Source organism: Streptomyces sp. 11x1, assembly GCF_032598905.1.
Lineage (GTDB): Bacteria > Actinomycetota > Actinomycetes > Streptomycetales > Streptomycetaceae > Streptomyces.
On record NZ_CP122458.1, the window covers coordinates 752,304 to 775,760 of the forward strand.

The window sequence follows — 23,457 nt, forward strand, 5'->3', positions numbered from 1 at the left end:
CATCGGACGAGGTGCCCCCAACGGTTCACACCGCGACGAACGAGGTTCCCCGGAACGGGAGTCGACCATGATGAACGACTCCCGCACGAGGGGTGCGGCTCGTTTCGATTGCGACGCCGATCAAGCTGCCTCGTCGGCCGCCCGGTCGTCGGTCTTCGCCGCCACCGATATCTCGCTCGACGGACAGACCGGCTTGCTCATCGGACCCGAGGCCCGGCCTGCTCCCGCCTTCCGCGGCGCCGACGACCCCCAGACCACCTCCGGGCCGCGTACCGTGCGGCGATGACCCGGCACGGGCCGGCGGACCTGGCCCGGATCGAGCGCTCCGGCTACTCGGAGGAGGGCGGCTACCGGGGCGCGATGGCGCTGCTCACCTCCGCGCGCCCGCCCACGGCGATCTTCGCGGGCGCGGACGTCGCCGCGACGGGCGCCTTCCGGGCCGCCGCCGAGCTGGACCTGCGCGTCCCCGAGGACCTGTCGCTGGCCGGCTACAACAACACCTCGGTCGCCGCGCTGGCCCCGGTGAGCGTGACCAGCGTCGACCAGGCGGGCACGATGATGGGCGAGACCGCGGCCCGCCTGCTCCTGGAACGCATCGAGGGACGCCGCGACCGGGCCGTGGTCATGGCGTCCACCCCCCACCTGATACCACGCGGGAGCAGCGGTCCACCACGCCGCTGACCGCGTCACGCGCCGATGAGTCGTTTCAAACGTAAAACGTTCCACAGCGAACGACGTACGACGACCGCCGCCCCGGCGTGCGCCGGTCGGTACGACTTGACCGGCGGTTCACCCGGAGCGCCGCTCACCCTGCAGAACGCGTCCACGGACGGCTCACAGGACTGGAAGCTCCTCCAGTAGGGGCCGCCGGGGCGGGGCCCGGAGTCTGGCCCCGGAGCCTCGACGGAGTCTCGGCGGAGGCTGGTCAGCGTGATCCGATGACCGCGACGCCGCCGCCGAGCACCGGCGGCGGTCTTCGTCACCCGACTCCCATCCACCGCTGGACCACAGTGAAGTCCCCGGCGGTCATGCCCACTTGGGGTTCGACGCGGTGCAGGAGGGCCCGTCCCGGGTGATGACGCGCCACCCAGGCGCGGTCGAGGCCGGTGATCTCGTCGTCGACCCAGATGAACGGGCGCCCGGCGGCCTCGCGGACGAGGGCCCGGGTCTTCCAGTGCAGCAGGTCCGCCCGGTCCTCCTCCGGCGCCTCCGGCAGGTCGACGACCGGCCACCGGGGCAGGCCGAGCAGCGGGGCTATCACCTCGTTGGCGTCGTCCATCCACGCCGTGGCCCACATCGGCTCGCAGGTCAGCCCCAGCAGGCGCGGCCCGTGCGCGCGGTCGATCCGCGCCAGCTGCGGATTCGATGTGTGCTGCCAGGCGACCCACTCGTCGGCGGCCGAGGGAAGCCGTGCGCCGCCGTAGGGCAGGAGGGTGCCGTCGACGTCCAGGAAGAGCAGCGGGCGGTGCGTGTCCGTGGTCATGACCGCACCCCGGCCGTGGAGCCGTCGGTCTCCGTGCGGTCGTCCGTGGCCCTGGGACCGTCGGTGTCGGCGGGCTCGCCGGTGGCCGCGGGGTGGTCGCTCTCCCAGCGGAGCAAATCTCCCGGCTGGCATTCGAGTACCTCGCAGAGCGCGGCGAGGGTGGTGAAGCGGACGGCCTTGGCGCGGCCGTTCTTGAGCACCGCCAGGTTCGCGGGGGTGATGCCGACGCGTTCCGCGAGTTCGCCCACGGACATCTTCCGCCTGGCCAGCATCACGTCGATGTCGACGGCGATCGGCATCAGATCACCTCGGCCAGCTCGGCCCGCATCCGGGTCGCCTCGATGTCACGGTTCACGGCCTGCGCGAGCAGCATGCGCAGGACGAGGACGATGAGCGCCATCCCCAGCACCGCCAGGCCGACACCGCCGAGCAACAGGACGACGCCTGGGGCCACCGCCTCGCCCGGGGCCAGGACCACACCGAGTGCGAACACCAGGAGCGCCGCCGCCACCATCGCGCCGATCACTCCGTGCACGTACCGGAAGGCCGCGTGGGAGAAGACCGTGTCGCGCCGGACCATCGTCACCAGCCGCCACACACAGACGAGGACGACCTGGACGGTCACCACGCCGAGGACAACGATCACCAGCGTCGGCGTGCGGATGTGCGCCACGTCCGCGTCGAGCCCCTTCAGATCGGCGGCCAGCAACGGCACCATCACCGCCTGCACGAACACCGCACCGACGAACAACCCCACGATCACGGCCCGCAACGCCAGCACCGTCAGCTTCCCCATGACAGCCCCCTTCACTCGACCAGCGATAGAAATCTATCGAGATTCGATAGGGTAGACAAGGCCGGGTTCACTGAGCCTCCGCCAAGTTCGTTTCCGCAGTTCAGTGGGGCTGGTGTGATGCGTTGGTGAGGTCCTCACGCTGACAGGTGGCATGATCGTCGGGGCGAGATCATCCGCCCGCTCCGTCAGCGCTGTACTTCGCTGTTCGCCAGGACGAGCAGGGCCCGCAGGAGCGTGGTGGCCTGCCGGGTGTCGGTGCGGAGCTTGGTCAGGATCCGCCAGTTCTTGAGGTTCGCGAAGCCGTGTTCGTTGGCGGCGCGTTCGCGGCTGACCAGGCGGTTCGCTTCCTTCTCGGCGGCGGTCAGCTTGTGGTTGCGGGTGGCCTTGCGGCCGGTGATGATCACCGGGTCGTCGTCGGGTTTGTCGTCGAGGCCGACGAAGCCGAGGTCGGCCAGGGCGCCGAGGCCGGCTTCCCGCAGGTGTTCGGTGATCTTGTTGTGGCGGGCGGTGGTGATCTCGCTGGACCGGCCGGGCTTGGCTGCGGAGATCCAGATCAGGTTGCCCTTCTCGTCGGTCAGTGCGAGAAACAGCAGGCCATGGGCCTTGTGCTTGCCCGAGTGTGCGCCGTGAGGCGCTCGTTGTTCGAGTGGAGGTGAAAGACCGCCACCATCGCCCTGTCGCAGCAGGGCGGTTGAAGCTGGGGGCAGCCTGAACCGGGAGGTGCCGGGGAGGGCGGGAAGCAGCCCCGACAAAGCCGGGACGTGCCAGTACTGCCAGATGGTGCGGGTCCGGCAAGCGAGACGGAGAGGAGTACGCGAGGAACCGGCGTCTACGCCTCCTTAAGGCACGCCAGCTCGAACCTGGTGGATGACGGCTGGATGCGGTGCGTCCCTGCTGGATATTCGGCTGGCGGGGAACTTCCTGGGTGGTCTATTTCGGTCGCGCGGGGAGGCCACGGTGAAGTGCTGCGGGGTAGCCGTGGCGAGGCCGCGGGGGTATAGCCGGGCTCCTACTCCGACGATCGAACAGCGAGCGAACACGGGAACCGTCCCGGTTCCGCCCTCCTGCCGCGCGTCCAGTTCGGGCGGAGGGCTGGGTCCATCGTCGGCCGATCGGGCCGGGACGGGGCGGAGCCGCCGTAGTACTCCGAGCCGGGGAGAGCCCGGCACATGGGGAAGGGCGGCAGCGGTTTCGAGAAGGGAAGGAGGCTGCAATGCCGAAAGACGCACCACTGAACAGTGGTGCTCCCGAGGCCCCGTTGGGGTCTCACCAGCGAGTATCGGGGATGCAGACCAAGCTTCACCGTTGGGCGGCGGCTGACCATGGCCGCAGGTTCGACGATCTGTTCAACCTCGTATGCGACCCGGCGACGCTGCTCGTGGCGTTCGAACGGGTCGCGGGCAACCAGGGAGCCCGCACCCCGGGCGTCGACGGCCTCACAGTCGTCAACGTCGAGCGGGAACTCGGCCTCCCGGGCTACCTTGAGGACCTGCAACGCGTACTGAAGACGGGTGAATTCCGCCCGCTGCCGGTGCGCGAACGCAAGATCCCCAAGCCCGGCGGAAGCGGGAAGGTGCGCAAGCTCGGCATCCCGACCGTCTCCGACCGGGTGGTCCAGGCAGCCCTCAAGCTGGTGTTCGAGCCGATCTTCGAGGCCGACTTCCTGCCGGTCTCCTACGGTTTCCGGCCCATGCGGCGCGCACACGACGCGATCGCCGAGATCCACCGCTACGGCACCAGCGGCTATCGCTGGGTGCTGGATGCGGATATCGAGGCGTGCTTCGACTCCATCGACCACACGGCCCTGATGGACCGGGTGCGCGCGAGAGTCAAGGACAAGCGCGTGCTGCGGCTGGTCAAGGCGTTTCTCAAGGCCGGCGTCCTCACGGAGGGCGGCGGCCGCGAGGAGACCTTCACCGGCACCCCGCAGGGCGGCATCCTCTCCCCGCTGCTGGCGAACATTGCCCTGTCCGCGCTCGACGAGCACGTGATGGAGCCGTGGGAGCCGGGCGGGAGGATGTCCACCAGAGGCAGGCGGGCGCACCATCGTCTTCACGGCCGCGCGAACTGGCGCATCGTCCGCTACGCGGACGACTTCGTCGTCCTGGTCGACGGCAGCCGTGACGACGTCGCCTGCCTGCGCGAGGACATCGCCGACGTACTGCACCCTCTCGGGCTGAGGCTGTCACCGGCCAAGACTCGGATCGTGCACATGTCGGACGGGTTCGACTTCCTTGGGTTCCACATCCAGTGGCGCCGCAAGCGAGGATCGAACAAGTGGTACGTCTACACCTTCATCGCCAAGAGGCCCATCCGGCAGCTGAAGGACAAGATCCGTGCCCTGACGAACAGAACGTCGCAGCAGGACCCGGGGACCGTGCTGAAGAGGATCAACTCGATTCTGCGCGGCTGGGTCAACTACTTCAAGCACGCGGTATGCAAGACCACGCTGAAAGCCCTGGACCAGTTCGTATGGCGACGGGTGACCAGCTGGTGGATGGTGCTGCATCGCTGGAGGTGGAAGGACGTCCGTCGGCGCTTCACCGACCACAACGGCCGGTGGCACAAGCTCTCGGCGGACGGGATCGAACTGTTCCCCATGGTCTCGATTGCGGTCACCCGCTACCGATACCGGGGCAACACGATCCCCAGCCCCTGGACACTCAACCACGCTTGAACGGCAGAGACCGTGGAGAGCCCGGTGCGGTGAGAGCCGCACGCCGGGTTCGGCGAGCGGCACGGAGAAACGGACCGGTGGCAACACCAGCACCGCGCTCCGTGCCGACTCAACAGTTCTTCCTGTCGTCCTTCCCAGTGCGGCGGTGGGTGCGGATCAGGGTGCCGTCGAGGAGGACCACGACCCCGCCGCTGCGGGCGATCTTCTTCAGCGCGCGGTCCAGGCGTGGGGCGCGGGCGGCCAGCAGCTTGACGACTTCCTTCACCCAGCGGCGGACGGTGGACTCCCCGACACCGTTGCCGCCGGCCATGTCGGCCAGGCGCTGGTCGTGACGCAGGACGGCGAGCACGATGACGGCCTGCTTACCGGGTTCGGCCTTGCGCCAGACAGAGCGCATCCGGTTGCGGCGCCGGCGTATCAGGCCGGCGACGAGATCGATGGTCCGCTTCGACAGCGGGAGGCGGACCTGGTAGACAACATCCTGAGCGCCCTCGGCGGGCTGGTTTTTCGTCACACATCAACCAACTCCCGCCGGGGGCCCTCGCGTTACGGCCGGAATCGGCCCGTCCGGCCGCCAACACCGCTGGTCAGCATGGCCGGTAGCGGCCCGATGCGGTGCGGACGAGCCAGCCCCGGTCGGAGAGTTTGCGCAGCTGACCCCGGACCGGCTCGATCTTCCCCGGCGTCGTCTCCCGGCCCAGTCCGACGGCAACGTCCTTGGCCATCACCGGACCGTCCGACCCGGCCACGATCTCCATGATCCGACGGTATTCCGAGGTCAGGGCCTGAAGCCCCATCCCCTCGACACGATCGGGGACCACCCGCATCCCGCCCGCGCCCGGGCCCACCGTCACAGCGACCGGCTCCGGCTCCGGCTCCGGCTCCGGCTCCGGCGACACGATGCCCGACGGCCGCCGTCCACCGTCGGTGGCCTCGGCCCACTGCCCGAACACCACCTCGGCGGCCTCCAACCGGGCCACCTCCAGCTCGAGTTCGCCCAGCTCCTTACGCAGGAGCTCAGCACGTTTCGCCAGCTCAAGCCGCCGCCCGATCGTCCACGTCAGCACGTCTGTCATGAACATCCCTCCCGACGCGGAACCTACGCGGCAGCCCCGAACCTCACACCAGAACCCGCGAGAACGCCCGCGCCGGACGATCTCGTGCTAACGATCACGCCACCTGTCAGCGTGAGGACCTCACCGCGCATCACACCAGCCCCACTGAACTGCGGAAACGAACTTGGCGGAGTCTCACTGTGGCGGGTGTCGGCCGAAATGACGCAGATTCGGGGCGACGCGAGGGCCGAGAGGGTCCGTGTTCAGGGAGACGGCCGCCGGATGGCCTCGCAGGCCGGTTCGGTCCTGCTGTGGAGTCGGCGGATCGTCGAGGAGAATCGCGGCTGGAGGCGTGGTACCTGCTCAGCCGTCGTTTTGTTCGCCGACGAGGAATCCTTCGGCCCAGTGGGTTTGACCCACGGTGTACTCGTGCACGTGGAAGCCGTGGGGATGGTCCCTGAATCCGGGCAGGGTGCAGGCCTGCGCGATGCGCTGTTCCGCCCGCTGCCGGCTCGAGTACAGGCCGAGGAACGTGAAGCTGTCCTCGCTGTCGTCCCAGAAGAGCGGTTCGCCGTCTTCCATGAAGTCGACGGTGGTGGGAGCACCCGGCCCGTCCGCGAAGTGATGCCTGTGCACCAGGAGGTAGAGCGTCCGGTTCATGAGTCACGCCTGGGCCCGTCGGAGTGCACCGTGACGAACCCCTCGTTCCACAAACTCTCGTCCACCGTCACGGGTGCGATCTTGAAACAATCAGGTTCGTCCCGGAACCCTGGAAGCTTCCTGGAGATCTCCCGCTGCCTCTCCGCGACTGCCTGGCCCGGGTAGATGCCGATGATCCTCCACTCCTCCTCGTCCAGGTGGATGGTGCCGTCCTCATCGAGATGGATGACCCGTTCGTCCTGCTCCACCGCGAGATGGCGCGCGTGCCACAGCACGTAGAGATCGCCGTCAGGTTCGTGTTCGTCTGTCATCGCGGGAATTCTCCCTTGCTGGTGCGGCGCTCGGGGACGGCAGAGTTCGCGACCCATATGGTGTCCGGTGGGTGATCAGGAACGCGAAAAGTGCTCCTGAACTGCAACGACGGGACTTTTCCAGAGTCCAGGTCGTCACAGGAAAGAAGCACTCTCCAGGTGAAGAAGCGTATCGGGTCCTCCCCGCGTGCCCGTACCGAGGGCAGTGGTCGCGGGGTGGTCTCCCAGGCCGGTGGTGTGCTGCTGGTGGAGAGGATCCGCAAGACCGGCCTGGGCCAGGCAATGTCGGCGGCGCCGGCACTGCGGCGGAAGCCGAGGGCGGTGCACGATCCCGGGAAGATCCTGCGGGATGTAGCGCTCGCGGTCGCGCTGGGCGGTGACTGCCTGACCGATGTCGGGATACTGCGGGCCGAGCCGGCCGTGTTCGGGCCGGTGGCCTCCGATCCGACGGTCTCCCGCCCGACCGACACTCTGGGCGCGGCCGGTCGGCGCGGCTACCGTCCCCGTGACCAGCGCACCGAACCCGCGGTACCCCCGGCTGGGCCCGCAGGGCTGAGCCACGAAACGGTCGAGAGCGACACGACGCCCCACGAGAGCGAACCGGGGACCGCCGTACGGCGCCAGGGCGAGGAATCGGCCTCACCGACGCCCGACGCCCGGAGCGGGCGGCAGACGGGTCCCCCGCCTCATGGCGCCCCCGGCGCTCCGTGATCACGCGGAAGCATCGCCTCCGCACGAGGGCGCCACAGAGGAAGTAGGCTGCCGCAGCCGTCGTCGCGGATCTCCTGCTCTCCGTCAGTCTCAGCCGACGGCCCCGATGCGCGGTGCGTAGCGCCTGCCGTCGGCCCGTTCGATCCGCTGCACGCGGGCGGCCGGAGCCGTCAGGACGGCGTGGACATCGAGACGGGCGACGTCGCGGTGGCGCGAGGGGCGGATGCCCGCCGCGTCGGGCCTCGATCTCGACGCCGACCGGATCGCCGAGGGCCAGACGGCGGTGGTGTCGGTGACGCTGGACCGGCCCGGGTTCCTCGGTTCCGTCCGTGGACTGCTCGGCAGGGCGGACGTAGGTTCCGGCGTCGCGCAAGCGGTCCGTGAGCACCTGGGCACCTGGCTGAAGACCCATCCGGAACAGGGCGGAGCCGTCGTCGACCGCGTCCTGCGGCGGGCCGGTACGTAGGGCCGGTCGGATGCGAAAATCTCCGGGGGTCAGGACATCAGGGCGAGGAGCCCGATCTCCGGGGCCAGGGCTCCGGGCTGTCCGAGGGAGCGGAAGTCGTCCTCGACAGCGGCCAGGTCGAGCACTCCGGCGCGCCCGGCGCCGTACCGGACGAGCGACCACAGGAAGACGTCAAGGTTGTCGTACTGCGTGTCGGGCTCGATGACCTGCTCCTCGTGGAACCACAGCGCGACGCGACCGCTGGTGAGGACGACGTAGTAGTTGCCTCCGCCGTCGCAGCCGATGGACCAGACGTCGTCGTCGGAGAGCTCCGTCCCGTGGTCGGAGTCCAGGATCACCTCGCCGTTCTCCTCGAACTCGAAGGCGTACGACCAGTCGTACATGTCGAGGAACCGCGCCATGGCTCCCGAGCGGACCCTGCGGTCGAACGCGGCCAGCGCCGTCGCCGGCGGGCGAGAGCCGGGTGAGGAACGGCGTGATCGGGCGGGTCGACGCGGGAACATCGACGCGCTCCTCGCCGGGGAACCAGCGCGCCAGATCGGCGTCCAGCCCACGCTCCACATATCCGGTCAACTGATCGACGGTGAGAGGCATGCGGTGAGGCTGACCGAGCGGGGCGGAGCGGAGAGAGCCTGTCCAGCGGGTTACGTATGCCTCTACGTACTTCCACCGACGTCCGCTCACGCCGTCACACCGAGATGAACGGCTCCGTCAGATGCGGCGTCGCCAGGTGCAGCGTGGTGGCGGTTCCACGGTCGAGCATGCGCTCCCTCGCGTGCCGGGCCGCCTCAGGGTCGCTCTCGTGCGAGTAGGCGAGCTCGGGATGGAGCAGTTGGAGTGCGTGCACCAGGAGATCGCCGGTGACGAGCGCCCGTTCGCGCCCGTCGGCGACCAGCACGCTCTGGTGCCCGGGCGTGTGACCGGGCGTGGCGACCACGCGCCCGGCGCGCAGCGCCGTGTCCCCGTCGAGGAGCCGGAGCTGACCGGTCGCCAGGAGCGGGTCGGTGAGGGTATCGCGAAGGTGCGGGTTGAGCACGTCTAGGACGTCGAACTCAGCCCGCTGAAGCAGGTATTCGGCGTTCGGGAAATAGGGGCGGCGGCCACTGGCCGAGCCGCCGGTCGAGGCGTTGCCGCCCACGGCGCCGCCCGCCGAGGGGACGACCGCTTCCGTCACGACCGCCCAGCCGACGTGGTCGGTGTGCAGATGCGTGAGCACCACCGTGTCGACGTCGGCCGGGTCGATGCCCGCGGCGGTGAGCGACTCGGGGAGCACGCCGGGCACGGGCGCCCACGAACCGGCCGGGCTGTCCGCCGGACCGATCCCGGCGTCCACGACGGTCAGGCCCCTGTCGCTGCGGATCGCGTACGCGCGGAACCGGAGCCACCAGCGGCCCTCGGCGTCGACCGCGCCCGGGTCGTAGCGGTCGGCCTCGGCCCACTGAGCGGCCGTTGCCCCGGGGAAGGCCTCGGTGCGCGGGGAGAAGAAGGGGCCCTCGGCGTCGGCCAGAGCGATGATCTCGGTCGAACCGATCCGGAGGCGGGGAACGCTGATGGGCATGGCCGCGATCCTGCCATGCCCTGTACGCAGGCGGCGGTTCGCCGCATGCCGTGACATGACGATCTCGGTGTGCACAAGGTGATCTCGGACGCGGCGCCGTCGCATGGGTACCGGCGCCGTCGAAGTTGAGTACGCGCACTCAAGATCCGGTGCCGCGGCCGCCCCGACGATGGGAGTCTTCCTCGTCGAGATCGGGAGAGACCTCATGTTCAGCCGCCTCGCCGACGTCCTGGTGCCCGCCGTCGGACGTCTCACGGTGACCACCGATGCCGGATCCGTCTGCGCACCGGGCAGCATCGTCGTCGCGAACCACACCTCGCTCGCCGATCCCGCGATCGTGCTCGCCGCGCTGCACCGCCTCGGCGTCGAGCCCGTCGCCATGGGTGCCGCGGGTCTGTGGCGGATCCCGCTGCTGGGCCGCGCGCTCACCCGCGAGGGATACATCCCGGTGTACCGGAGGGACCCGCGCGCCGCCGACGCGCTCGACCTCGCCGCCGACGCTCTGGCGCGGGGCCGGACGGTCCTCATCTACGCCGAGGGCGGGATCCCGGTCCGCAAGGACGTCGCCGAAGCCGCGCCCGGGGAGTTCCGCAGCGGTCTGACCCGGCTCGCGGCACGCACCGGGGCGCCCGTCGTCCCGGTCGGGCAGGCCGGGGCCCGCCGGGTCACTTCCGGCGGTACGGCCAAGCAGCTGGCGGGGCTGTTCACCGCGCCCCTGCGCCGCCCCGCACTCCACGTCCACGTCGGAGCGCCGCTCTCCCTCATCGCCGATCACACCGCGAACACCCGCCAGGCGCACGCGGCGGTGACCGCCGCCTGGCGCACGGCCGCGGCCCGCCTCGGCGAACCGGCCGCGCTCGCCGCGTGACGCCCCACCCCAGCCTGCACGGCTGTTCAGTCGGTGGCCCTCCGGTTCCGCGCGTTGTTACGGTCGTCGCATGATTCACGTCGTCTACCTCTGACCGGGCCCCGGGCTCCGCTCCTCACGTATGTGACGAGCCGGAAGCCACGAGTTCGCCCACGACCCCCGCTCCCCGTCGAGCCGGGTCGTTCGTCAGAGCCGGTGCGCTCCCCCGGTCGTTCCCGAGGTGACGTGTGCCTCCTGCCGGAGGAAGAGAACATGACTGTTTCTGCCCTGCCTGCCCGCGACCGGGCCCAGTTGACCTGCGCCGGTGTCCACGTCCACCGCGGCGGGCGTCCCGTGCTGCACGACGTGGAGATGAACGTGTCCGGCCGAGCAGGAGATGCCGGCCGAGGGCGGGCGTACGGTCGGCGACGTGGTCGAGGAGCACCTCGCCGACGCCCGGGCCCGCGCCGCGGCGACTGGAGGCGACCACCTCGGCGTTGGCCGAGGGACGGCCCGGTGCCGAGGACGCCTACACCTACGCCCTGGAGGCGGCGCGGTCCTGGACGCCTGGGACGCCGACCGACGGGTCGACGTCGTCCTCGCCGGGCTCGGCGCCGTCGACGACCGGACCCGCCCGCTCGCCACGCTCTCCGTCGGCCAGCGCCCTCGATCTGGCCCGCCTGGGTCAACTCTGCCTGCGGGACGGGGTGTGGGGCGAGCGGCAGGTCGTCTCGTGGCGGTGGATCGAGGAGTTGTGGACGCCCTGCCGGGTCAAGACGAACTACGGCCTGTCCTGGTGGCTCAACGACGACCGCACGGTCTGGCCCTCGGCGCCCGCCTCCGGGCGCTGTGCCCGGGCAACGGCGGCAACCACCTGCTGTGGGTCGACCCGGCGCGCGAACCGGGGATCAGCTCCCGCTGGGACGCGGAGGTCGAGACGCTCCTGGCGGGGGTGTCGCGGGCGGTGGCGCCAGGTGGCTGAGCTGCGGGGCGTCGAGAAATTCGGTGGGCCCGGGGCCTGTCCCCACGTGACAATCAGGGGCCATCAAGGGGAGGAACACATGAGCCAGGCCCACCTGACTCTTCACGGGCTGCTGCCGCCGGACGAGCTCGCGGCGGCGCTCGAAGCGGGGCACGTCACGCGCAAGTCGCACCCGGAACTGCCGCTGTCCATCTACACCTACACGAGGACATGCCAGTACGAGCGGGTGTGGAACCGGGTGACCACGCGGTGCCGGGGCCTCGTGGCCGACGACGCCACCGGGGAGATCGTCGCGCTGCCGCTGCCGAAGTTCTTCAACGTCGGTGAGCACGAGGCCGGTCAGCCCTACGCCCCGAGCCTCCCGGACGAGCCGTTCGAGGTGTACGACAAGGTCGACGGCAGCCTGGCGGTGGTGTTCCACTACGCCGGCCGGTGGCGGGTCGCGTCCAAGGGGTCGTTCGTGAGCGTGCAGGCCACCTGGGCGCAGCGACTGCTGGACGCGAAGGACACGTCCGGCCTCGTGCCCGGGGTGACCTACCTGGCCGAGGTCCTGTACCCGGAGAACCGGATCGTCGTCGACTACGGCGACCGTCGGGACGTGGTGCTGCTGGCCGCGTTCGCCAAGGACGGCACCGAAGTCGCCCTGGCGGAGGCCGCCGTGGGGTGGCGGGGCGTCGGCTCGGTCGTCACCGTGCGCCCCGCCGTGCCGCTCGCCGAGCTGCTGGCGATGACGGACGGCAACCGGCTGCCGGGCGGCCTGCCGGCCAGGGGCACCGACGCGGAGGGCTTCGTACTGCGCTTCGCCTCGGGTGTACGGGCCAAGGCCAAGTTCGCGGAGTACGTGCGGCTGCACAAGGTGCTGACCGGGGTGACCGAGCGGGACATCTGGCGCGGTCACGGCATCCAGCGGTTCGCCGGCCTGCCCGCCAAGCAGGTGGCGCAGGCGCTGAACTGCTCCCCCGAGGACGTCGTCGCGTCCGGCGGCCGGCCCCTGGACGCGCTGCTGGAGCAGGTGCCCGACGAGTTCGACGCCTGGGTGCGCGGTGTCGTCACGGGCATCGAGAAGCAGGTCGAGGACCGTGAGCGGGCGATCGACGAGGCGTTCCGGTCGCTCGCGCATCTCGCGGGCGACCGGGGTGCGTTCGCCCGCGCGGTGCGGGACCTGCCCGACACGGCAGTGCGCCCCGCCATGTTCCAGCGCCTGGACGGGCGTTCGACCGTCCTCGTGACGTACCGATCCACCCGACCGGAGGCGTCCGACCCCTTCAAGAACGACGAGGAGAACTGACCGTGCCCGTGGTACACGTCATGACGGGGCTGCCCGCCTCGGGGAAGACGACGGCCGCGCGCGAGCTGCAGGCGGAGTCCGGGGGCCGGATGCGCCGCGTCAACCTCGACGATCTGCGGCAGATGCTCGACATCCCGCAGCCCGAGGGCGCCGAGCGCCGGTCGCACGCGCACGAGCAGACCGTGCTGGCGATCCAGGACGCGGCGGTACGGGCGGCCGTCGACGGCGGTTTCGACGTCGTCGTGGACAACACGCACATGACGCCGCACATCCCGAAGCGGCTGAAGGCGGCCGTGGCGGGGCTGGCCACGTTCGTCGTGCACGACTTCACCGACGTGCCGGTGGAGGAGTGCCTGCGGCGGGACGCCGCGCGGGAGCGGCCGGTCGGTGAGGAGATCATCCGGATCCTCGCCGACAAGCACGAGAAGTCCCGCAGAGGCGGCTGGCGGCTCACGGCGGAGTGGCTGAACGACGAGCCCGCCGTCGAGCCGTACACCGCCGACCCGGCGCTGCCCTCGGCGGTCATGCGCGACATCGACGGCACGCTCGCCCTGCGCGGCGACCGGGGCGCGTACGACTTCACGCGCTGCGAGGAGGACCTGCTCAACGTGTCGGTGCGCGGCGCGCTGCGTTCGTTCCGCGGCGCCGACGGTGATGTGATCGTCCTGCTCTCCGGGCGCGGGGAGGAGCACCGGGACCGGACGGAGGCGTGGCTGCGCGCACATGAGGTGCCGTACGACGAGCTGTGGATGCGGGCGGCCGGTGACCGGCGTCGCGACGACGTGGTGAAGGCGGAGCTGTTCGACCGGCATGTGCGGCACCGCTTCGCCGTACGGGTTTCGCTCGACGACCGGGACCGGGTCGTCGCCGTGTGGCGGCGGATGGGGCTGCCGACCTGGCAGGTCAACTACGGCAACTTCTAGGCCGCGCCGCCGGCCGCCGGGGCGGGGGTGAGCGGGCCGGTCGGCCCGTGGGCGTCCGCTGGTAAAATGGGAGCACGCTTCGACACCGCCGGGGCCCGTACCGAGGGGTACGGGCCCCGGCGCGTTCCGGGCGACCACACCAGGAAGGGTTCCCTTTTGACCGCGCAGCCGTCGTCCTCGGCCCCCGGGCTCTCCGCCACCGACGCCCCCCTGCACACCACCGAGTCGGCGGGCGAGTCCGCGACGCCGGAGACGGCGTCCCGGGACCTGCCGCCGGCCGAGTCCTTCGACACGCTCGGGCTGCCGCCGGAGCTGCTGCGGACCATGACCGAGCTCGGGGTGCGCGAGCCCTTCCCGATCCAGGCGGCGACCCTGCCGAACGCGCTGGCCGGCCGTGACGTCCTCGGCCGGGCCCGCACCGGTTCGGGCAAGACGCTGGCGTTCGGGCTCGCGCTCCTGGTCCGGACGGCGGGGCTGCGGGCGGAGTCGAAGCGGCCCCTGGCGCTCGTTCTGGTCCCGACCCGGGAACTCGCACAGCAGGTGGACGACGCGCTGACGCCGTACGCGCGGACCCTGGGGGTGCGACTGGCGACGGTGGTCGGCGGGCTGTCGATCAACAAGCAGCAGGCGATGCTGCGGTCCGGTGCCGAGGTGGTCCTCGCGACACCGGGGCGGCTGGCCGACCTGGTGTCCCGTCGGGACTGCCACCTCGACCGGGTCCGGATCACGGTGCTGGACGAGGCGGACCAGATGTGCGACCTGGGGTTCCTGCCGCAGGTGTCGGAGATCCTGGACCAGGTCCGGCCCGACGGGCAGCGACTGCTGTTCTCCGCCACCCTCGACCGCGACGTCGACCAGCTGGTGCGCGGCCATCTGCACGATCCGGTGCTCGCCTCGGTCGACCGGGTCGCCGGCTCGGTCACCACGATGGAACACCATGTGCTGAACATCCACCCCGCCGACAAGTACGCGACGGCGACCGAGATCGCCGCCCGGGACGGCCGGGTGCTGATGTTCCTCGACACCAAGGCCGGGGTGGACCAGTTCACCCGCCATCTGCGGGCCAGCGGCGTACGGGCCGCCGCCCTGCACAGCGGCAAGTCGCAGCCCCAACGCACGCACACGCTCGGGCAGTTCAAGGACGGCGCGGTCACCGTGCTGGTGGCCACCAACGTGGCGGCCCGGGGCATTCACATCGACGCGCTCGACCTCGTCGTCAACGTGGACCCACCCGCCGACGCCAAGGACTATCTGCACCGCGGCGGACGCACCGCGCGCGCCGGGGAGTCCGGGAAGGTGGTCACCCTGGTCACCCCCAACCAGCGGCGCGACGTCAACCGGATGATGTCCGAGGCCAAGATCCGGCCGACGGTCACCCAAGTGCGGTCCGGCGAGGCGCGATTGACCGCCATCACCGGGGCGAAGCGGCCACCGGCCGGGACGAAGTCCAACGGCGGCAACGCGCCCTTCCGGGGCCTCGGCACCCGGCCGGGGCGCCCGGCGAAGGAGTCGCGCAAGGCCGCCGAGGCCCGGAAGGCGGCGGAGGCCCGCGCGGCCGCCCGGGTGCGCAAGGGGCGCTGACACCCGCGCACCGCTCGGCCGAGGTGAGCGGGCCGTGGACGGACCGGCTCGCTCAGGAGCCGGGGGCGAGGCCGAGGGCGGTGAGGGCTTCCCTGCCGGTGGCGGTGTGGTCGCCTCCGGCGAGGAGGAGGGTGCGGGCCGACTGATAGGGGCAGCCCGCCGCGTCGAACGCCTTCGCGGCGGCGAGCCGGCCGGGCAGGTCGCCGTCCAGGAGCGCCTGCGCCCGGTCCAGTTGGGCGGTGACGACCGGGTTGCCGGCGACCGTTCGCCGGGCGGCGGCGACCCGCGCGCGGGCCTCCGGGTGGCCGGAGAGGACCGAGGCCTCGGCGCGCAGGCCCACGTACCAGTGGTGCCAGATCCAGGAGACCCACTTCCACACCTCGTCCGGTTCCGGTGCCACCCGGGCCAGGGCCGCGTCCGGGTCGCCGTGGTGGAGCAGGACCATGGCGTCGAAGACCGCGCCGTAGCCGTGGTGGTGCTCCGCCGCCGTGCCGGCCTCCTCGACGGTCGTCAGCCAGGCCGACCGTGCGTTGTGGTCGCCGCGCAGTCCGTGGATCATCGCGACGGCCGCGGCGGCGGGGCCGAGCGAGAACGACCGCTGACGGCCGCTCCTGCGCCAGGAGTCGAGGAACCGTTCGCTCCCCCTGAGCACGTCCCTGCCGTGGCCCGCGAACGCGTCCGCGACCATCAGCCAGGACGTGGCGTGGTGGGCCACCTCGGCGAACAGCGGGTGGCCGGCGAGCTGCCCGCCCCATCGGCGGGCCTGCGCCAGCTCGCCGACGCCGAGGGCGGTGCCGGCGGCCATGGCGAGGGCGTCCATCCGTTCCTGTGTGGCGGCCGGGGTGGGTGGCGCGGGGGCCAGGACGTCGATCCGACGCCGGGCGGCCTCCGCCGCGCCGAACGGGTCACCGGCCCAGGTCCGGGCCCCGGAAAGCGCGTCGAGAGCGGCGGACTCGGCGACCGGGTCCCCCGCGCACCGAGCCAGCCGGACGGCCCGCTCGGCATGACGGACGGTCTCCCGCGCACTGTTGTCCACGTCCCCCTGAACGGCCCCGAAGGCGTCCACGACCACGGCGGCTTCGGCGAGAGCGATGGCAGCGGCCGCACCCGTGACCGGCGGCTCGGCGGCCGGGCCGGGCGACGGGGAGGCCGACGGATCGTGCGACGCATGACCGGCGGCGCCGGGCGGCAGTTTCATGGCGCCGGAGAGTTCGCGAGCCGCGGTGAGCAGGGCGGTCGCCTCGTCCGGTGTGGGGAGCTGGGCGAACTCGCTGGAGAAGCGGTACGCGACGGTGGCGGCGGCTGCCAGGTCGCGGGCCGCGCCGATGCGATCGCCCGCCCGGCAGGCCGCCTCGGCGGCCGCGCGGTGCAGGCGGTACATGTCATCGCCGTGCCGCCGGCATCCGGCGACCCCGGCGGCCTCGCGCAGGGCTGCGGCAGCGGCGGCGGCACCGGCCGCGCGCGCCGCGGCGCCGGCAGTGTCCGCGACCCCGTGGTCCGCGCCGACGCCGTCACCACCCCCTCCAGCGACACCGACGATCTCGGCGGCCGGCTCCGCCCCAAGAACGCGCAGGGCCTCACCGGCGCCACCGGCCGGCGCGGCGACGCCGACCCGGCCTACGGCCGCGGCCACACCGCCGAAGACACCGGCCGCGTCCCCCGTCCGCATGCCCTGCCGGGCGCCTCCGGCGTCTCCGGTCTCCCTGGCATCCCGAGCGTCCCCACTGTGCCCGGCGTCTCCGGTACCCCTGGGGTCCCCGGCATTCCCGGCCTCCCGAGCGTCCCCGCCGCCCCCGGCCCCCGGAGCTTCTCCGCTGTCTCCAGCGCCCCAGGCATCCCCGGCATCCTGAACGTCCCCGGTATCCCCAGCCTCGCGAGCGTCCCCACCGTCCCCGGCCCATCCGCCGTCCCCGGCATCCCGAGCTTCCCCGCTGTCTCCAGCACCCCAGGCATCCCCGGCATCCCCGACATCCCGAGCCGACCCGCTGCCCCCAGCGCCCCCGGCCGCCCCAGCCGCCCCAGCCGCCCCAGCCGCCCCAGCCGCCCCAGCCGCCCCAGCCAGCGTCGCCGCCTGTTCGTATCGTTGTTGGCTTTCGCTGAGCAGGTTACGGGTGAAGGTCAGGCCCGCCAGGGCGAGGGCGAGGTGGTGGGCGGGGGTGCGGTGGTCCGGTCGGGCGGCCGCCCAGGACAGGGCCGCGCGGAGGTCGTCGGCGACGGCGTCGAAGCGTGCGCGCCAGTCGGGGGCATCGGCCCCTGCGAGGGCAGCCGCCCCGGCCAGGCACCAGGCGACGTGGCGCGACCGTACCCCCGTCAGCTCGTCGGCGTCGGCGAGCCGCTCGGTCCCGTACTGGCGGATGGTCTCCAGCGCCTGGTAGCGGGTGCCGGTCGCGGTCGGTGTCGCGGTGAGCAGGCTCTGTTCGGCGAGTCGGCCGAGCCCGTCGCCCACCGCCGCCGGGTCCAGCGGCGCGAACCCGGCGACGACGCCAGCCGCCTCGGCGGTGAACGGCATGGCGAACACCGAGACCCGCCGCAGCAGCGCCCGGTCCGGCGGTTCCAGCAGATCGTGGCTCCAGTCGAGCGCGGCCCGCACCGACCGGTGCCGGTCGTCCGCGCGAGGGCCGCCCGCGAGGATCCGCAACTGGTCGGAAAGGCCGGCCGCCAGACCGTCCGGTCCGAGCGTGGGCCAGCGTGCCGCCGCCAGTTCGATCGCGAGCGCCATGCCGTCGAGGCGTTCGCAGATGGCCGCGATCCGGTCGTGCAGGTCCGGTTCGGGTGGGCGGCCGACCGCCGCCGCCCGGTCCAGGAACAGCGTCACGGCCTCCGAGTCTCCGCCGCCGGCCGACGACAGCGGCGGCACCGGGAAGACCCACTCGAACGGCACCATCATCCGGGCCCGGCTCGTCGCGAGCACCCGTAGCCCCGGGCAGGCGACCAACAGCCGTTCCAGGAAGGGCGCGACCCCGTCGCGTATCTGCTCGCAGTTGTCCAGGACCAGCAGCGCCTCACGGTCCGCCAGGGCGGCGAGCGCCGACTCCTCGACACCGCGCCCGGGTTGTTCGCCCAGCCCGACGGCCTCCGCGACCGCCGCGCCGACCCGCGCCGGATCGGTGACCGGGGCCAGATCGACGAACCACACCCCGTCGGCGAAGTCACGGGCCGCGTCCGCCGCCACCGCCAGCGCGAGCCGGGTCTTGCCCACCCCGCCCGGACCGACCGCCGTGACCTGCCGACGTGTCTTCACCGCCTCGCCCAGTTCGGCGCGTTCGCGCACCCGGCCGACGAACGCCGTCAGCGGTACGGGGAGGACGGGCACCGGGCGGGGCCGGTCCGTACGGGCCGACTCGGCCGCGCGCCGCGAGAGTGCCCGCCGGTCCGGTTCGTCGAGCTTGCGCAGCAGGGCGGAGACATGGGACTCGACCGTGCGCACGGAGATGAACAGGCGCGCGGAGATCTCCGCGTTGCTCAGGTGTTCCCCGAGCAGCGCGAGCACGTCGGCTTCCCGGGCCGAAATCACTGGAGTGGACACCGAGTCATTATCCGCTGCTCCGTGGTCTCTCCGTGGCCTCTCCGTGGTGGATTCCGTGCTCACCACGGAGGCGGGCCGTGGCCCCCTCGGGGGAGGCTGTGACCACGGCGATCGCACCCGGCGGACACCTCGGGCCGGTCGCGGCCGCCGTCCCCGCAAGCCTCAGCGACACAGGAGTGGTCATGACCGGTTCCCCCACAGCCCCGACCGCCGGCCCCCGCCCCCGCGCGGTGCGTCGCGGCGACACGGAGCACCGGCTCGCCCACGACGCCGATGTCTGGGTGGCCAGCGCCTCGGCGGACGGTGTGCCGTATCTGGTTCCGCTGTCCTTCGACTGGGACGGCGAGACGCTGTTGATGGCGACGCCGGGCGCCAGTCCGACCGGCAGGAACCTGGCCGCGACGCGGACCACCCGGCTCGGACTGGGCCCCACCCGCGACGTGTCCATGATCGAGGGCGCGGTGGAGGTGCTCCCGGTCGACGCTCTGCCGGCGGAGCGGGCCGACCGCTTCGCCGCGCGCGCCGGCTTCGACCCCCGGGTCTCCCCCACGTCCTACCTCTGGTTCCGCGTCACCCCGGTTCGGGTTCAGGCCTGGCGCGAAGCGGACGAGTTGACGGGACGTGAGCTGATGCGCGACGGCCGCTGGCTGGGCTGAGCCGCCCCCATCCACGCTCCCCCAGCCACACCCACACCCACGCCCACCCGAGAACGAACCAACAAGCAGACGGTACGAGGAAGGCAGACCGCCATGACGAACACCCGGAAGTCCACCCCGAGCAGGGACACGGCCGAGAAGAAGTTCGACGGGTTCACCGCCGAGGAGCGCGAGGCGATGCAGGAGCATGCGCGGGACCTGAAGACGACCGCCCGTCGCGGAGCACGTGCCACCCGGGCGGACGGGGAGAGCGACGTGCTCGCCAAGATCGCCGCGATGGACGACGCGGACCGTGCTCTCGCCGAAGGGATCCACCGGATCGTCGCCGGGGCCGCGCCCGACCTCGCGCCGAAGCTCTGGTACGGCATGCCCGCTTACGCCAGGAACGGCAAGGTCGTCTGCTTCTTCCAGAGTGCGCAGAAGTTCAAGAGCCGGTACGCCACCCTCGGCTTCAGCGACCAGGCGCACCTCGACGAGGGCACCCTGTGGCCGACCACATACGCCCTGACGGAGCTGACGGACGAGACGGAGGCACGGATCGTCGAGCTCGTCCGCAGAGCGGCGGGCTGAGCGCGAGGAGCGCCTGCGCGCAAGCAGCCAACTTCCTTCACCGCAGGGCTCTCCACCGGCCGTGACCGGTACGGGACCCGCTCGGCGCGCCCGCCGTCGACACCACCGGGCGGGGCCGCGGCATGATCACGTACGTCCTGTCCGAGCCGTCGCCCCCTACGATGGCTGCATGGCCGTCGTCCTCTTCGCAGGTATCCCGGTGAACAACTACACAGCGGCGCTCTCCTGGTACGAGCGCCTGCTGGGCTCCCCGCCGACGTTCTTCCCGAACGACACGGAGGCGGTGTGGGAGCTGGCGGAGCACCGCTATGTGTACATCGAGCACCGGCCCGGACGGGCCGGCCACGCGCTGCACACCGTCTTTGTGGACGACCTCGACGCCCGGGTCGCCGGGATCACCGGGCGGGGGCTGGAGCCCAGCAGCCGCGAAACCTATGCCAACGGCGTCCGCAAGTTCACCTACCACGACCCGGACGGGAACGAGATCGGGCTCGGCGGCGGTCCGGCCCTGCGGCAATGAGGTGTCGGGTCATCCGATCGGTGCGGTGATCTCCCGCTTGAGGATCTTGCCGCTGGGGCCGGTCGGCAGGGTGTCCATGAGCCACACCTCGCGCGGGTACTTGTACGCGGCGACCCGGCCCTTGACGAACTCCCTCAGCTCGTCGGGGGTGGCATGGGCGCCGGGCCGCAGGACGACCGCGGCACCGATCTCCTCGCCCAGATGGTCGTGCGGCACCCCGACGACGGCGGCCAGGGCGACGGCCGGGTGCTCGTGCAGGGCCTCCTCGATCTCACGCGGGTAGACGTTGTAGCCCCCGCGGATGATCATGTCCTTCTTGCGGTCGACGATGTACAGATAGCCGTCCTCGTCCTGCCGCGCGAGGTCGCCGCTGCGCAGCCAGCCGTCCGGGATCGCGGCCGCCGTCTCCTCGGGCCGGTTCCAGTACCCCTTCATCACGTTCGGCCCTCGTACGGCCAGTTCACCGACCTCGCCGGGCGTGACGTCCTGGCCCTTGTCGTCCAGCAGTCGCACCTCCACGTCCTGGATCGGGGTGCCGATGGAGCCGGCCTTGCGGGGGCGGTCGGGGTGGTTGAACGTGACCACCGGACTGGTCTCGGACATGCCGAAGCCCTCCAGCACCGCGCAACCGAAGCGCCGTTCGAAGCCGTGCAGGATCTCCACCGGCAGCGAGGCTCCACCGGAGACGCACATCCGCAGCGTCGACACGTCGGTCCGCGCCGGGTGCTGGAGCAGCGCCGCGTACATCGTCGGCACACCCTCGAAGACCGTGGCCCCGTCCCGCGCGATGGCCTCCAGCACGGCCTGCGGCTCGAAGCGGGGGATGAGGGTGAGCGAGGCGCCGGCCCGCACGGCCACGCTCATGGTGCAGATCTGGCCGAAGATGTGGAACAGCGGCAGACAGCCCACCACCACGTCCCGCGGTGTCATCCGCTGCACATGGACCGTGTTGACCTCGGTGTTGTGCCGCAGTCCGCCGTGGGTGAGCGTGGCGCCCTTGGGGCGGCCGGTGGTGCCGGAGGTGTACAGCAGCACGGCCATGTCGTCGTCCGCCGTCTCGGCCACGCCGGGCAGCGGCTCGTGTCCGGCCAGCGCCCGTGCGAACGCCGCGGGCTCGACGGCGGAGTGCCGTACACCGGCGTCGGCCGCGCCCCGCGCGCCCTCGCCCGGCGCCTGATGCCATTCGAACAGCAGCACCGCCCCGGAATCGGTCAGGTGGTACGCGGTCTCCCGCGTCTTCAGCAGCGGGTTCATGGGGACGACGACGCCTCCGGCGCGCAGCACGCCGTAGTACAGGACGACGAACTCGGGCACGTTCGGCAGCATCAGGGCGACGCGGTCCCCCGGCCGTACGCCCTCGGCCCTCAGCAGCGCGGCGGCGCGGGCACTGCGCTCGTCCAGCTCCGCGTAGCCGGTCACCTGGTCGCCCAGGCGCAGCGCGGGACGCCCCGGCTGTCGCTGTGCCGTCTCCACCAGGTACTCCGCCAGATTGGCCATGCCCCGCCTCCACGAAAGTCGCCGTCGAAATCCGCCGTTCACCTGCCCGACATCGTGCTGCCACGCGCAGCGGCGGCCTATGGGCCGTACGACAGCGCCTGCCGCCCCATGTTGTCCGGGGGAACAAAACAGGGCGGTTAGGCTGCGGAGATGGACATCTCGGGCGTGGCGGCGGCGCTGCATTCCAGACTGCCGCAACTGGGTGAGCGGATCGCGGGGCGCATCCGGTCGGACGTCGACGCCTACGACGACGAGTCGCTGATCCCTTTCGACTCGCTGCGCCGCTCGTGCACGGCCAACGCGGACCTGATCCTCAACCACCTCCTCGCGGGTGCCACCGCGGACCCGAGCCCGGCGCGGGAGACGGGGCGCGTCCGTGCCGTGCAGGGTGTGCCGCTGGCGGACACCCTGCACGCGTACCGGGTCGGCTTCGAACTGCTGTGGACGGAGATCGTGGCGGAGGCGCGTACCCATCCGGAGGTGTCCGACGACCAGCTGGTGGCGAAGTCCGCGGAGATCTGGGCGCTGTTCGGTCTGTACGCGGAGGCGGTCGCGGCGGCCTACCGGGAGACGGCGGCCGAGCTGACCGCACGGGGTCAGGCCCGGCGGTCGGCTCTGGTGGAGGCGCTGTTCACGGGTGTCATCGCCGATCGGACCACGCTGTGGGAGGCCGCCCGCGAGCTGGGGCTGCCCGAGCGGGGGCCCTACGCGGTCGCCGCGGCGGCGGCCGGCGCGCCGGGCGAGGAGCCGCTGGCGGGCGTCGAGACCGGGCTGCGTCAGGCTCAACTCCCCTCTGCCTGGCGGTTGTTGCCCGACCAGCAGATCGGTCTGATCGCCCTGCCCACAGCGGCGGCCGAGGGCACCTTCCTGGGCGTCCTGCGCCGCACCCGCGCCCGGGTGGGTGTCAGCCCGAGCTTCCACTCCCTGCGCGACACCCCGCGGGCTCTGCGTTTCGCCCGGCTCGCGCTGGCCGGGCTGCGGGACGGCGGCCCTGGTGTGGCGCGGTTCGACGACGACCCGCTGGCCATGGTGGTCGCCGCCGCGCCGGCCGAGGCGGCGCACCTGGTGGAGGTGGTCCTGCGACCCGTGCTCGACCTCCCGGTCGCGGAGCGGGCGCGTCTGCTGCGGACCCTGGAGCACTGGTTCGCCGCCGCGGGTTCGGCCACGGACGCCGCCCGGAGCCTGTTCGTGCACCCCAACACCGTGCGGTACCGGCTGCGCCGCGTCGAGGAGCTGACGTCCCGGTCCCTGTCCGACCCACGCGTGGTGGCACACATCGGCACGGCCCTGCTGGCCGTACGCGACCGGGGCACGGAGCCGACGGAACACCCACCCACCGAGGTGAGCTGA

At 72.0% G+C, this 23,457-nt stretch carries 24 protein-coding genes and 1 pseudogene; 13 read left to right on the forward strand and 12 right to left on the reverse strand.

All coding sequences use genetic code 11. The features are described from left to right. Positions 1 to 108: 108 nt before the first annotated feature. Positions 109 to 681 (forward strand): substrate-binding domain-containing protein, encoded by a 573-nt coding sequence (locus P8T65_RS03685; protein ID WP_316723963.1) that lies wholly within the window; start codon positions 109 to 111, stop codon positions 679 to 681. 298 nt (positions 682 to 979) lie between these two features. Here P8T65_RS03685 and P8T65_RS03690 read toward each other — a convergent pair whose 3' ends face one another. The 4 genes from P8T65_RS03690 to P8T65_RS03705 all read right to left on the reverse strand — a co-directional run bounded on the left by P8T65_RS03690 (position 980) and on the right by P8T65_RS03705 (position 3,031). Continuing rightward, complete coding sequence (locus tag P8T65_RS03690) at positions 980 to 1,483, reverse strand: hypothetical protein (protein ID WP_316723964.1); 504 nt, start codon at positions 1,481 to 1,483, stop codon at positions 980 to 982. Continuing rightward, positions 1,480 to 1,782, reverse strand: coding sequence for a helix-turn-helix transcriptional regulator (locus P8T65_RS03695; RefSeq protein WP_316723965.1), 303 nt, complete (start codon positions 1,780 to 1,782; stop codon positions 1,480 to 1,482). The genes P8T65_RS03690 and P8T65_RS03695 overlap by 4 nt, the downstream gene beginning before the upstream one ends. Beyond that, positions 1,782 to 2,279 carry a DUF2975 domain-containing protein gene (locus tag P8T65_RS03700; protein ID WP_316723966.1) on the reverse strand — a complete coding sequence of 166 codons (498 nt, stop codon included), beginning with the start codon at positions 2,277 to 2,279 and terminating at the stop codon, positions 1,782 to 1,784. The genes P8T65_RS03695 and P8T65_RS03700 overlap by 1 nt, the downstream gene beginning before the upstream one ends. Positions 2,280 to 2,464: 185 nt before the next feature. Beyond that, positions 2,465 to 3,031, reverse strand: a complete 567-nt coding sequence (locus tag P8T65_RS03705; protein ID WP_316723967.1) for a transposase family protein — start codon at positions 3,029 to 3,031, stop codon at positions 2,465 to 2,467. Between the two features lie 461 nt (positions 3,032 to 3,492). Here P8T65_RS03705 and ltrA point away from each other — a divergent pair, with 461 nt between their 5' ends. After that, positions 3,493 to 4,956 (forward strand): group II intron reverse transcriptase/maturase, encoded by a 1,464-nt coding sequence (ltrA, locus tag P8T65_RS03710; RefSeq protein ID WP_316723494.1) that lies wholly within the window; start codon positions 3,493 to 3,495, stop codon positions 4,954 to 4,956. A gap of 109 nt (positions 4,957 to 5,065) precedes the next feature. Here the strand turns inward: ltrA and P8T65_RS03715 are convergent, their stop codons facing one another. From P8T65_RS03715 to P8T65_RS03730, 4 genes are all read right to left on the reverse strand, one after another. Then, positions 5,066 to 5,470 (reverse strand): hypothetical protein, encoded by a 405-nt coding sequence (locus P8T65_RS03715; protein ID WP_316723968.1) that lies wholly within the window; start codon positions 5,468 to 5,470, stop codon positions 5,066 to 5,068. Positions 5,471 to 5,543: 73 nt separating this feature from the next. Next, positions 5,544 to 6,032, reverse strand: a complete 489-nt coding sequence (locus tag P8T65_RS03720; protein ID WP_230223966.1) for a hypothetical protein — start codon at positions 6,030 to 6,032, stop codon at positions 5,544 to 5,546. Positions 6,033 to 6,374: 342 nt separating this feature from the next. After that, positions 6,375 to 6,671, reverse strand: a complete 297-nt coding sequence (locus P8T65_RS03725) for a hypothetical protein (protein ID WP_316723969.1) — start codon at positions 6,669 to 6,671, stop codon at positions 6,375 to 6,377. Beyond that, positions 6,668 to 6,982 (reverse strand): hypothetical protein, encoded by a 315-nt coding sequence (locus P8T65_RS03730; RefSeq protein WP_316723970.1) that lies wholly within the window; start codon positions 6,980 to 6,982, stop codon positions 6,668 to 6,670. Before P8T65_RS03730 ends, P8T65_RS03725 begins: the two co-directional genes overlap by 4 nt. Before the next feature lie 159 nt (positions 6,983 to 7,141). Between P8T65_RS03730 and P8T65_RS03735 the strand changes: the two are divergent. Beyond that, positions 7,142 to 7,504 (forward strand): annotated as a pseudogene (locus tag P8T65_RS03735) (transposase); the annotation flags it as partial. 412 nt (positions 7,505 to 7,916) lie between these two features. Further along, the gene (locus P8T65_RS03740; RefSeq protein ID WP_316723971.1) at positions 7,917 to 8,159 is read left to right on the forward strand and encodes a hypothetical protein; all 243 of its coding nucleotides are present in this window, start codon (positions 7,917 to 7,919) and stop codon (positions 8,157 to 8,159) included. 29 nt (positions 8,160 to 8,188) lie between these two features. Here P8T65_RS03740 and P8T65_RS03745 read toward each other — a convergent pair whose 3' ends face one another. After that, positions 8,189 to 8,662, reverse strand: coding sequence for a hypothetical protein (locus P8T65_RS03745; protein ID WP_316723972.1), 474 nt, complete (start codon positions 8,660 to 8,662; stop codon positions 8,189 to 8,191). A 185-nt stretch (positions 8,663 to 8,847) separates the two neighbouring features. Next, positions 8,848 to 9,717: an MBL fold metallo-hydrolase gene (locus tag P8T65_RS03750; protein WP_316723973.1), complete on the reverse strand. Its 870-nt coding sequence runs from the start codon at positions 9,715 to 9,717 to the stop codon at positions 8,848 to 8,850. A gap of 205 nt (positions 9,718 to 9,922) precedes the next feature. Between P8T65_RS03750 and P8T65_RS03755 the strand changes: the two genes are divergently transcribed. From P8T65_RS03755 to P8T65_RS03775, 5 genes are all read left to right on the forward strand, one after another. Beyond that, positions 9,923 to 10,585: a lysophospholipid acyltransferase family protein gene (locus tag P8T65_RS03755; protein WP_316723974.1), complete on the forward strand. Its 663-nt coding sequence runs from the start codon at positions 9,923 to 9,925 to the stop codon at positions 10,583 to 10,585. 376 nt (positions 10,586 to 10,961) lie between these two features. After that, positions 10,962 to 11,546, forward strand: a complete 585-nt coding sequence (locus P8T65_RS03760) for a hypothetical protein (protein ID WP_316723975.1) — start codon at positions 10,962 to 10,964, stop codon at positions 11,544 to 11,546. 79 nt (positions 11,547 to 11,625) lie between these two features. Beyond that, positions 11,626 to 12,834, forward strand: coding sequence for an RNA ligase (locus tag P8T65_RS03765; protein ID WP_316723976.1), 1,209 nt, complete (start codon positions 11,626 to 11,628; stop codon positions 12,832 to 12,834). A 2-nt stretch (positions 12,835 to 12,836) separates the two neighbouring features. Next, positions 12,837 to 13,757, forward strand: a complete 921-nt coding sequence (locus tag P8T65_RS03770; protein ID WP_316723977.1) for an AAA family ATPase — start codon at positions 12,837 to 12,839, stop codon at positions 13,755 to 13,757. 66 nt (positions 13,758 to 13,823) lie between these two features. Next, positions 13,824 to 15,338: a DEAD/DEAH box helicase gene (locus P8T65_RS03775; RefSeq protein WP_316723978.1), complete on the forward strand. Its 1,515-nt coding sequence runs from the start codon at positions 13,824 to 13,826 to the stop codon at positions 15,336 to 15,338. 52 nt (positions 15,339 to 15,390) lie between these two features. Here the strand turns inward: P8T65_RS03775 and P8T65_RS03780 are convergent, their stop codons facing one another. Next, positions 15,391 to 18,864: a LuxR C-terminal-related transcriptional regulator gene (locus P8T65_RS03780; RefSeq protein ID WP_316723979.1), complete on the reverse strand. Its 3,474-nt coding sequence runs from the start codon at positions 18,862 to 18,864 to the stop codon at positions 15,391 to 15,393. A gap of 182 nt (positions 18,865 to 19,046) precedes the next feature. Here P8T65_RS03780 and P8T65_RS03785 point away from each other — a divergent pair, with 182 nt between their 5' ends. From P8T65_RS03785 to P8T65_RS03795, 3 genes are all read left to right on the forward strand, one after another. After that, positions 19,047 to 19,520 carry a pyridoxamine 5'-phosphate oxidase family protein gene (locus tag P8T65_RS03785; RefSeq protein WP_316723980.1) on the forward strand — a complete coding sequence of 158 codons (474 nt, stop codon included), beginning with the start codon at positions 19,047 to 19,049 and terminating at the stop codon, positions 19,518 to 19,520. 93 nt (positions 19,521 to 19,613) lie between these two features. Next, positions 19,614 to 20,090 carry a DUF1801 domain-containing protein gene (locus P8T65_RS03790; RefSeq protein WP_316723981.1) on the forward strand — a complete coding sequence of 159 codons (477 nt, stop codon included), beginning with the start codon at positions 19,614 to 19,616 and terminating at the stop codon, positions 20,088 to 20,090. A gap of 169 nt (positions 20,091 to 20,259) precedes the next feature. Continuing rightward, positions 20,260 to 20,610 carry a VOC family protein gene (locus P8T65_RS03795; protein WP_316723982.1) on the forward strand — a complete coding sequence of 117 codons (351 nt, stop codon included), beginning with the start codon at positions 20,260 to 20,262 and terminating at the stop codon, positions 20,608 to 20,610. A gap of 9 nt (positions 20,611 to 20,619) precedes the next feature. Here P8T65_RS03795 and P8T65_RS03800 read toward each other — a convergent pair whose 3' ends face one another. Further along, the gene (locus tag P8T65_RS03800) at positions 20,620 to 22,107 is read right to left on the reverse strand and encodes a long-chain fatty acid--CoA ligase (RefSeq protein ID WP_316723983.1); all 1,488 of its coding nucleotides are present in this window, start codon (positions 22,105 to 22,107) and stop codon (positions 20,620 to 20,622) included. Between the two features lie 150 nt (positions 22,108 to 22,257). Here P8T65_RS03800 and P8T65_RS03805 point away from each other — a divergent pair, with 150 nt between their 5' ends. Next, on the forward strand, positions 22,258 to 23,457 hold the full coding sequence (locus P8T65_RS03805; RefSeq protein ID WP_399098278.1) for a PucR family transcriptional regulator: 1,200 nt from the start codon (positions 22,258 to 22,260) through the stop codon (positions 23,455 to 23,457).

Bases quoted from the DNA above. Each gene is read 5' to 3' on its own strand.
- P8T65_RS03695 (WP_316723965.1), bottom strand. From the start codon at position 1,782: ATGCCGATCGCCGTCGACATCGACGTGATGCTGGCCAGGCGGAAGATG.
- P8T65_RS03790 (WP_316723981.1), top strand. From the start codon at position 19,614: ATGACGAACACCCGGAAGTCCACCCCGAGCAGGGACACGGCCGAGAAG.
- P8T65_RS03785 (WP_316723980.1), top strand. From the start codon at position 19,047: ATGACCGGTTCCCCCACAGCCCCGACCGCCGGCCCCCGCCCCCGCGCG.
- P8T65_RS03690 (WP_316723964.1), bottom strand. From the start codon at position 1,483: ATGACCACGGACACGCACCGCCCGCTGCTCTTCCTGGACGTCGACGGC.
- P8T65_RS03775 (WP_316723978.1), top strand. From the start codon at position 13,824: ATGGGAGCACGCTTCGACACCGCCGGGGCCCGTACCGAGGGGTACGGG.
- P8T65_RS03765 (WP_316723976.1), top strand. From the start codon at position 11,626: ATGAGCCAGGCCCACCTGACTCTTCACGGGCTGCTGCCGCCGGACGAG.
- P8T65_RS03740 (WP_316723971.1), top strand. From the start codon at position 7,917: ATGCCCGCCGCGTCGGGCCTCGATCTCGACGCCGACCGGATCGCCGAG.
- P8T65_RS03795 (WP_316723982.1), top strand. From the start codon at position 20,260: ATGGCCGTCGTCCTCTTCGCAGGTATCCCGGTGAACAACTACACAGCG.
- P8T65_RS03800 (WP_316723983.1), bottom strand. From the start codon at position 22,107: ATGGCCAATCTGGCGGAGTACCTGGTGGAGACGGCACAGCGACAGCCG.
- P8T65_RS03750 (WP_316723973.1), bottom strand. From the start codon at position 9,717: ATGCCCATCAGCGTTCCCCGCCTCCGGATCGGTTCGACCGAGATCATC.
- P8T65_RS03730 (WP_316723970.1), bottom strand. From the start codon at position 6,982: ATGACAGACGAACACGAACCTGACGGCGATCTCTACGTGCTGTGGCAC.
- P8T65_RS03725 (WP_316723969.1), bottom strand. From the start codon at position 6,671: ATGAACCGGACGCTCTACCTCCTGGTGCACAGGCATCACTTCGCGGAC.
- P8T65_RS03805 (WP_399098278.1), top strand. From the start codon at position 22,258: ATGGACATCTCGGGCGTGGCGGCGGCGCTGCATTCCAGACTGCCGCAA.
- P8T65_RS03720 (WP_230223966.1), bottom strand. From the start codon at position 6,032: ATGACAGACGTGCTGACGTGGACGATCGGGCGGCGGCTTGAGCTGGCG.
- P8T65_RS03745 (WP_316723972.1), bottom strand. From the start codon at position 8,662: ATGTTCCCGCGTCGACCCGCCCGATCACGCCGTTCCTCACCCGGCTCT.
- P8T65_RS03700 (WP_316723966.1), bottom strand. From the start codon at position 2,279: ATGGGGAAGCTGACGGTGCTGGCGTTGCGGGCCGTGATCGTGGGGTTG.
- P8T65_RS03755 (WP_316723974.1), top strand. From the start codon at position 9,923: ATGTTCAGCCGCCTCGCCGACGTCCTGGTGCCCGCCGTCGGACGTCTC.
- ltrA (WP_316723494.1), top strand. From the start codon at position 3,493: ATGCCGAAAGACGCACCACTGAACAGTGGTGCTCCCGAGGCCCCGTTG.
- P8T65_RS03760 (WP_316723975.1), top strand. From the start codon at position 10,962: ATGCCGGCCGAGGGCGGGCGTACGGTCGGCGACGTGGTCGAGGAGCAC.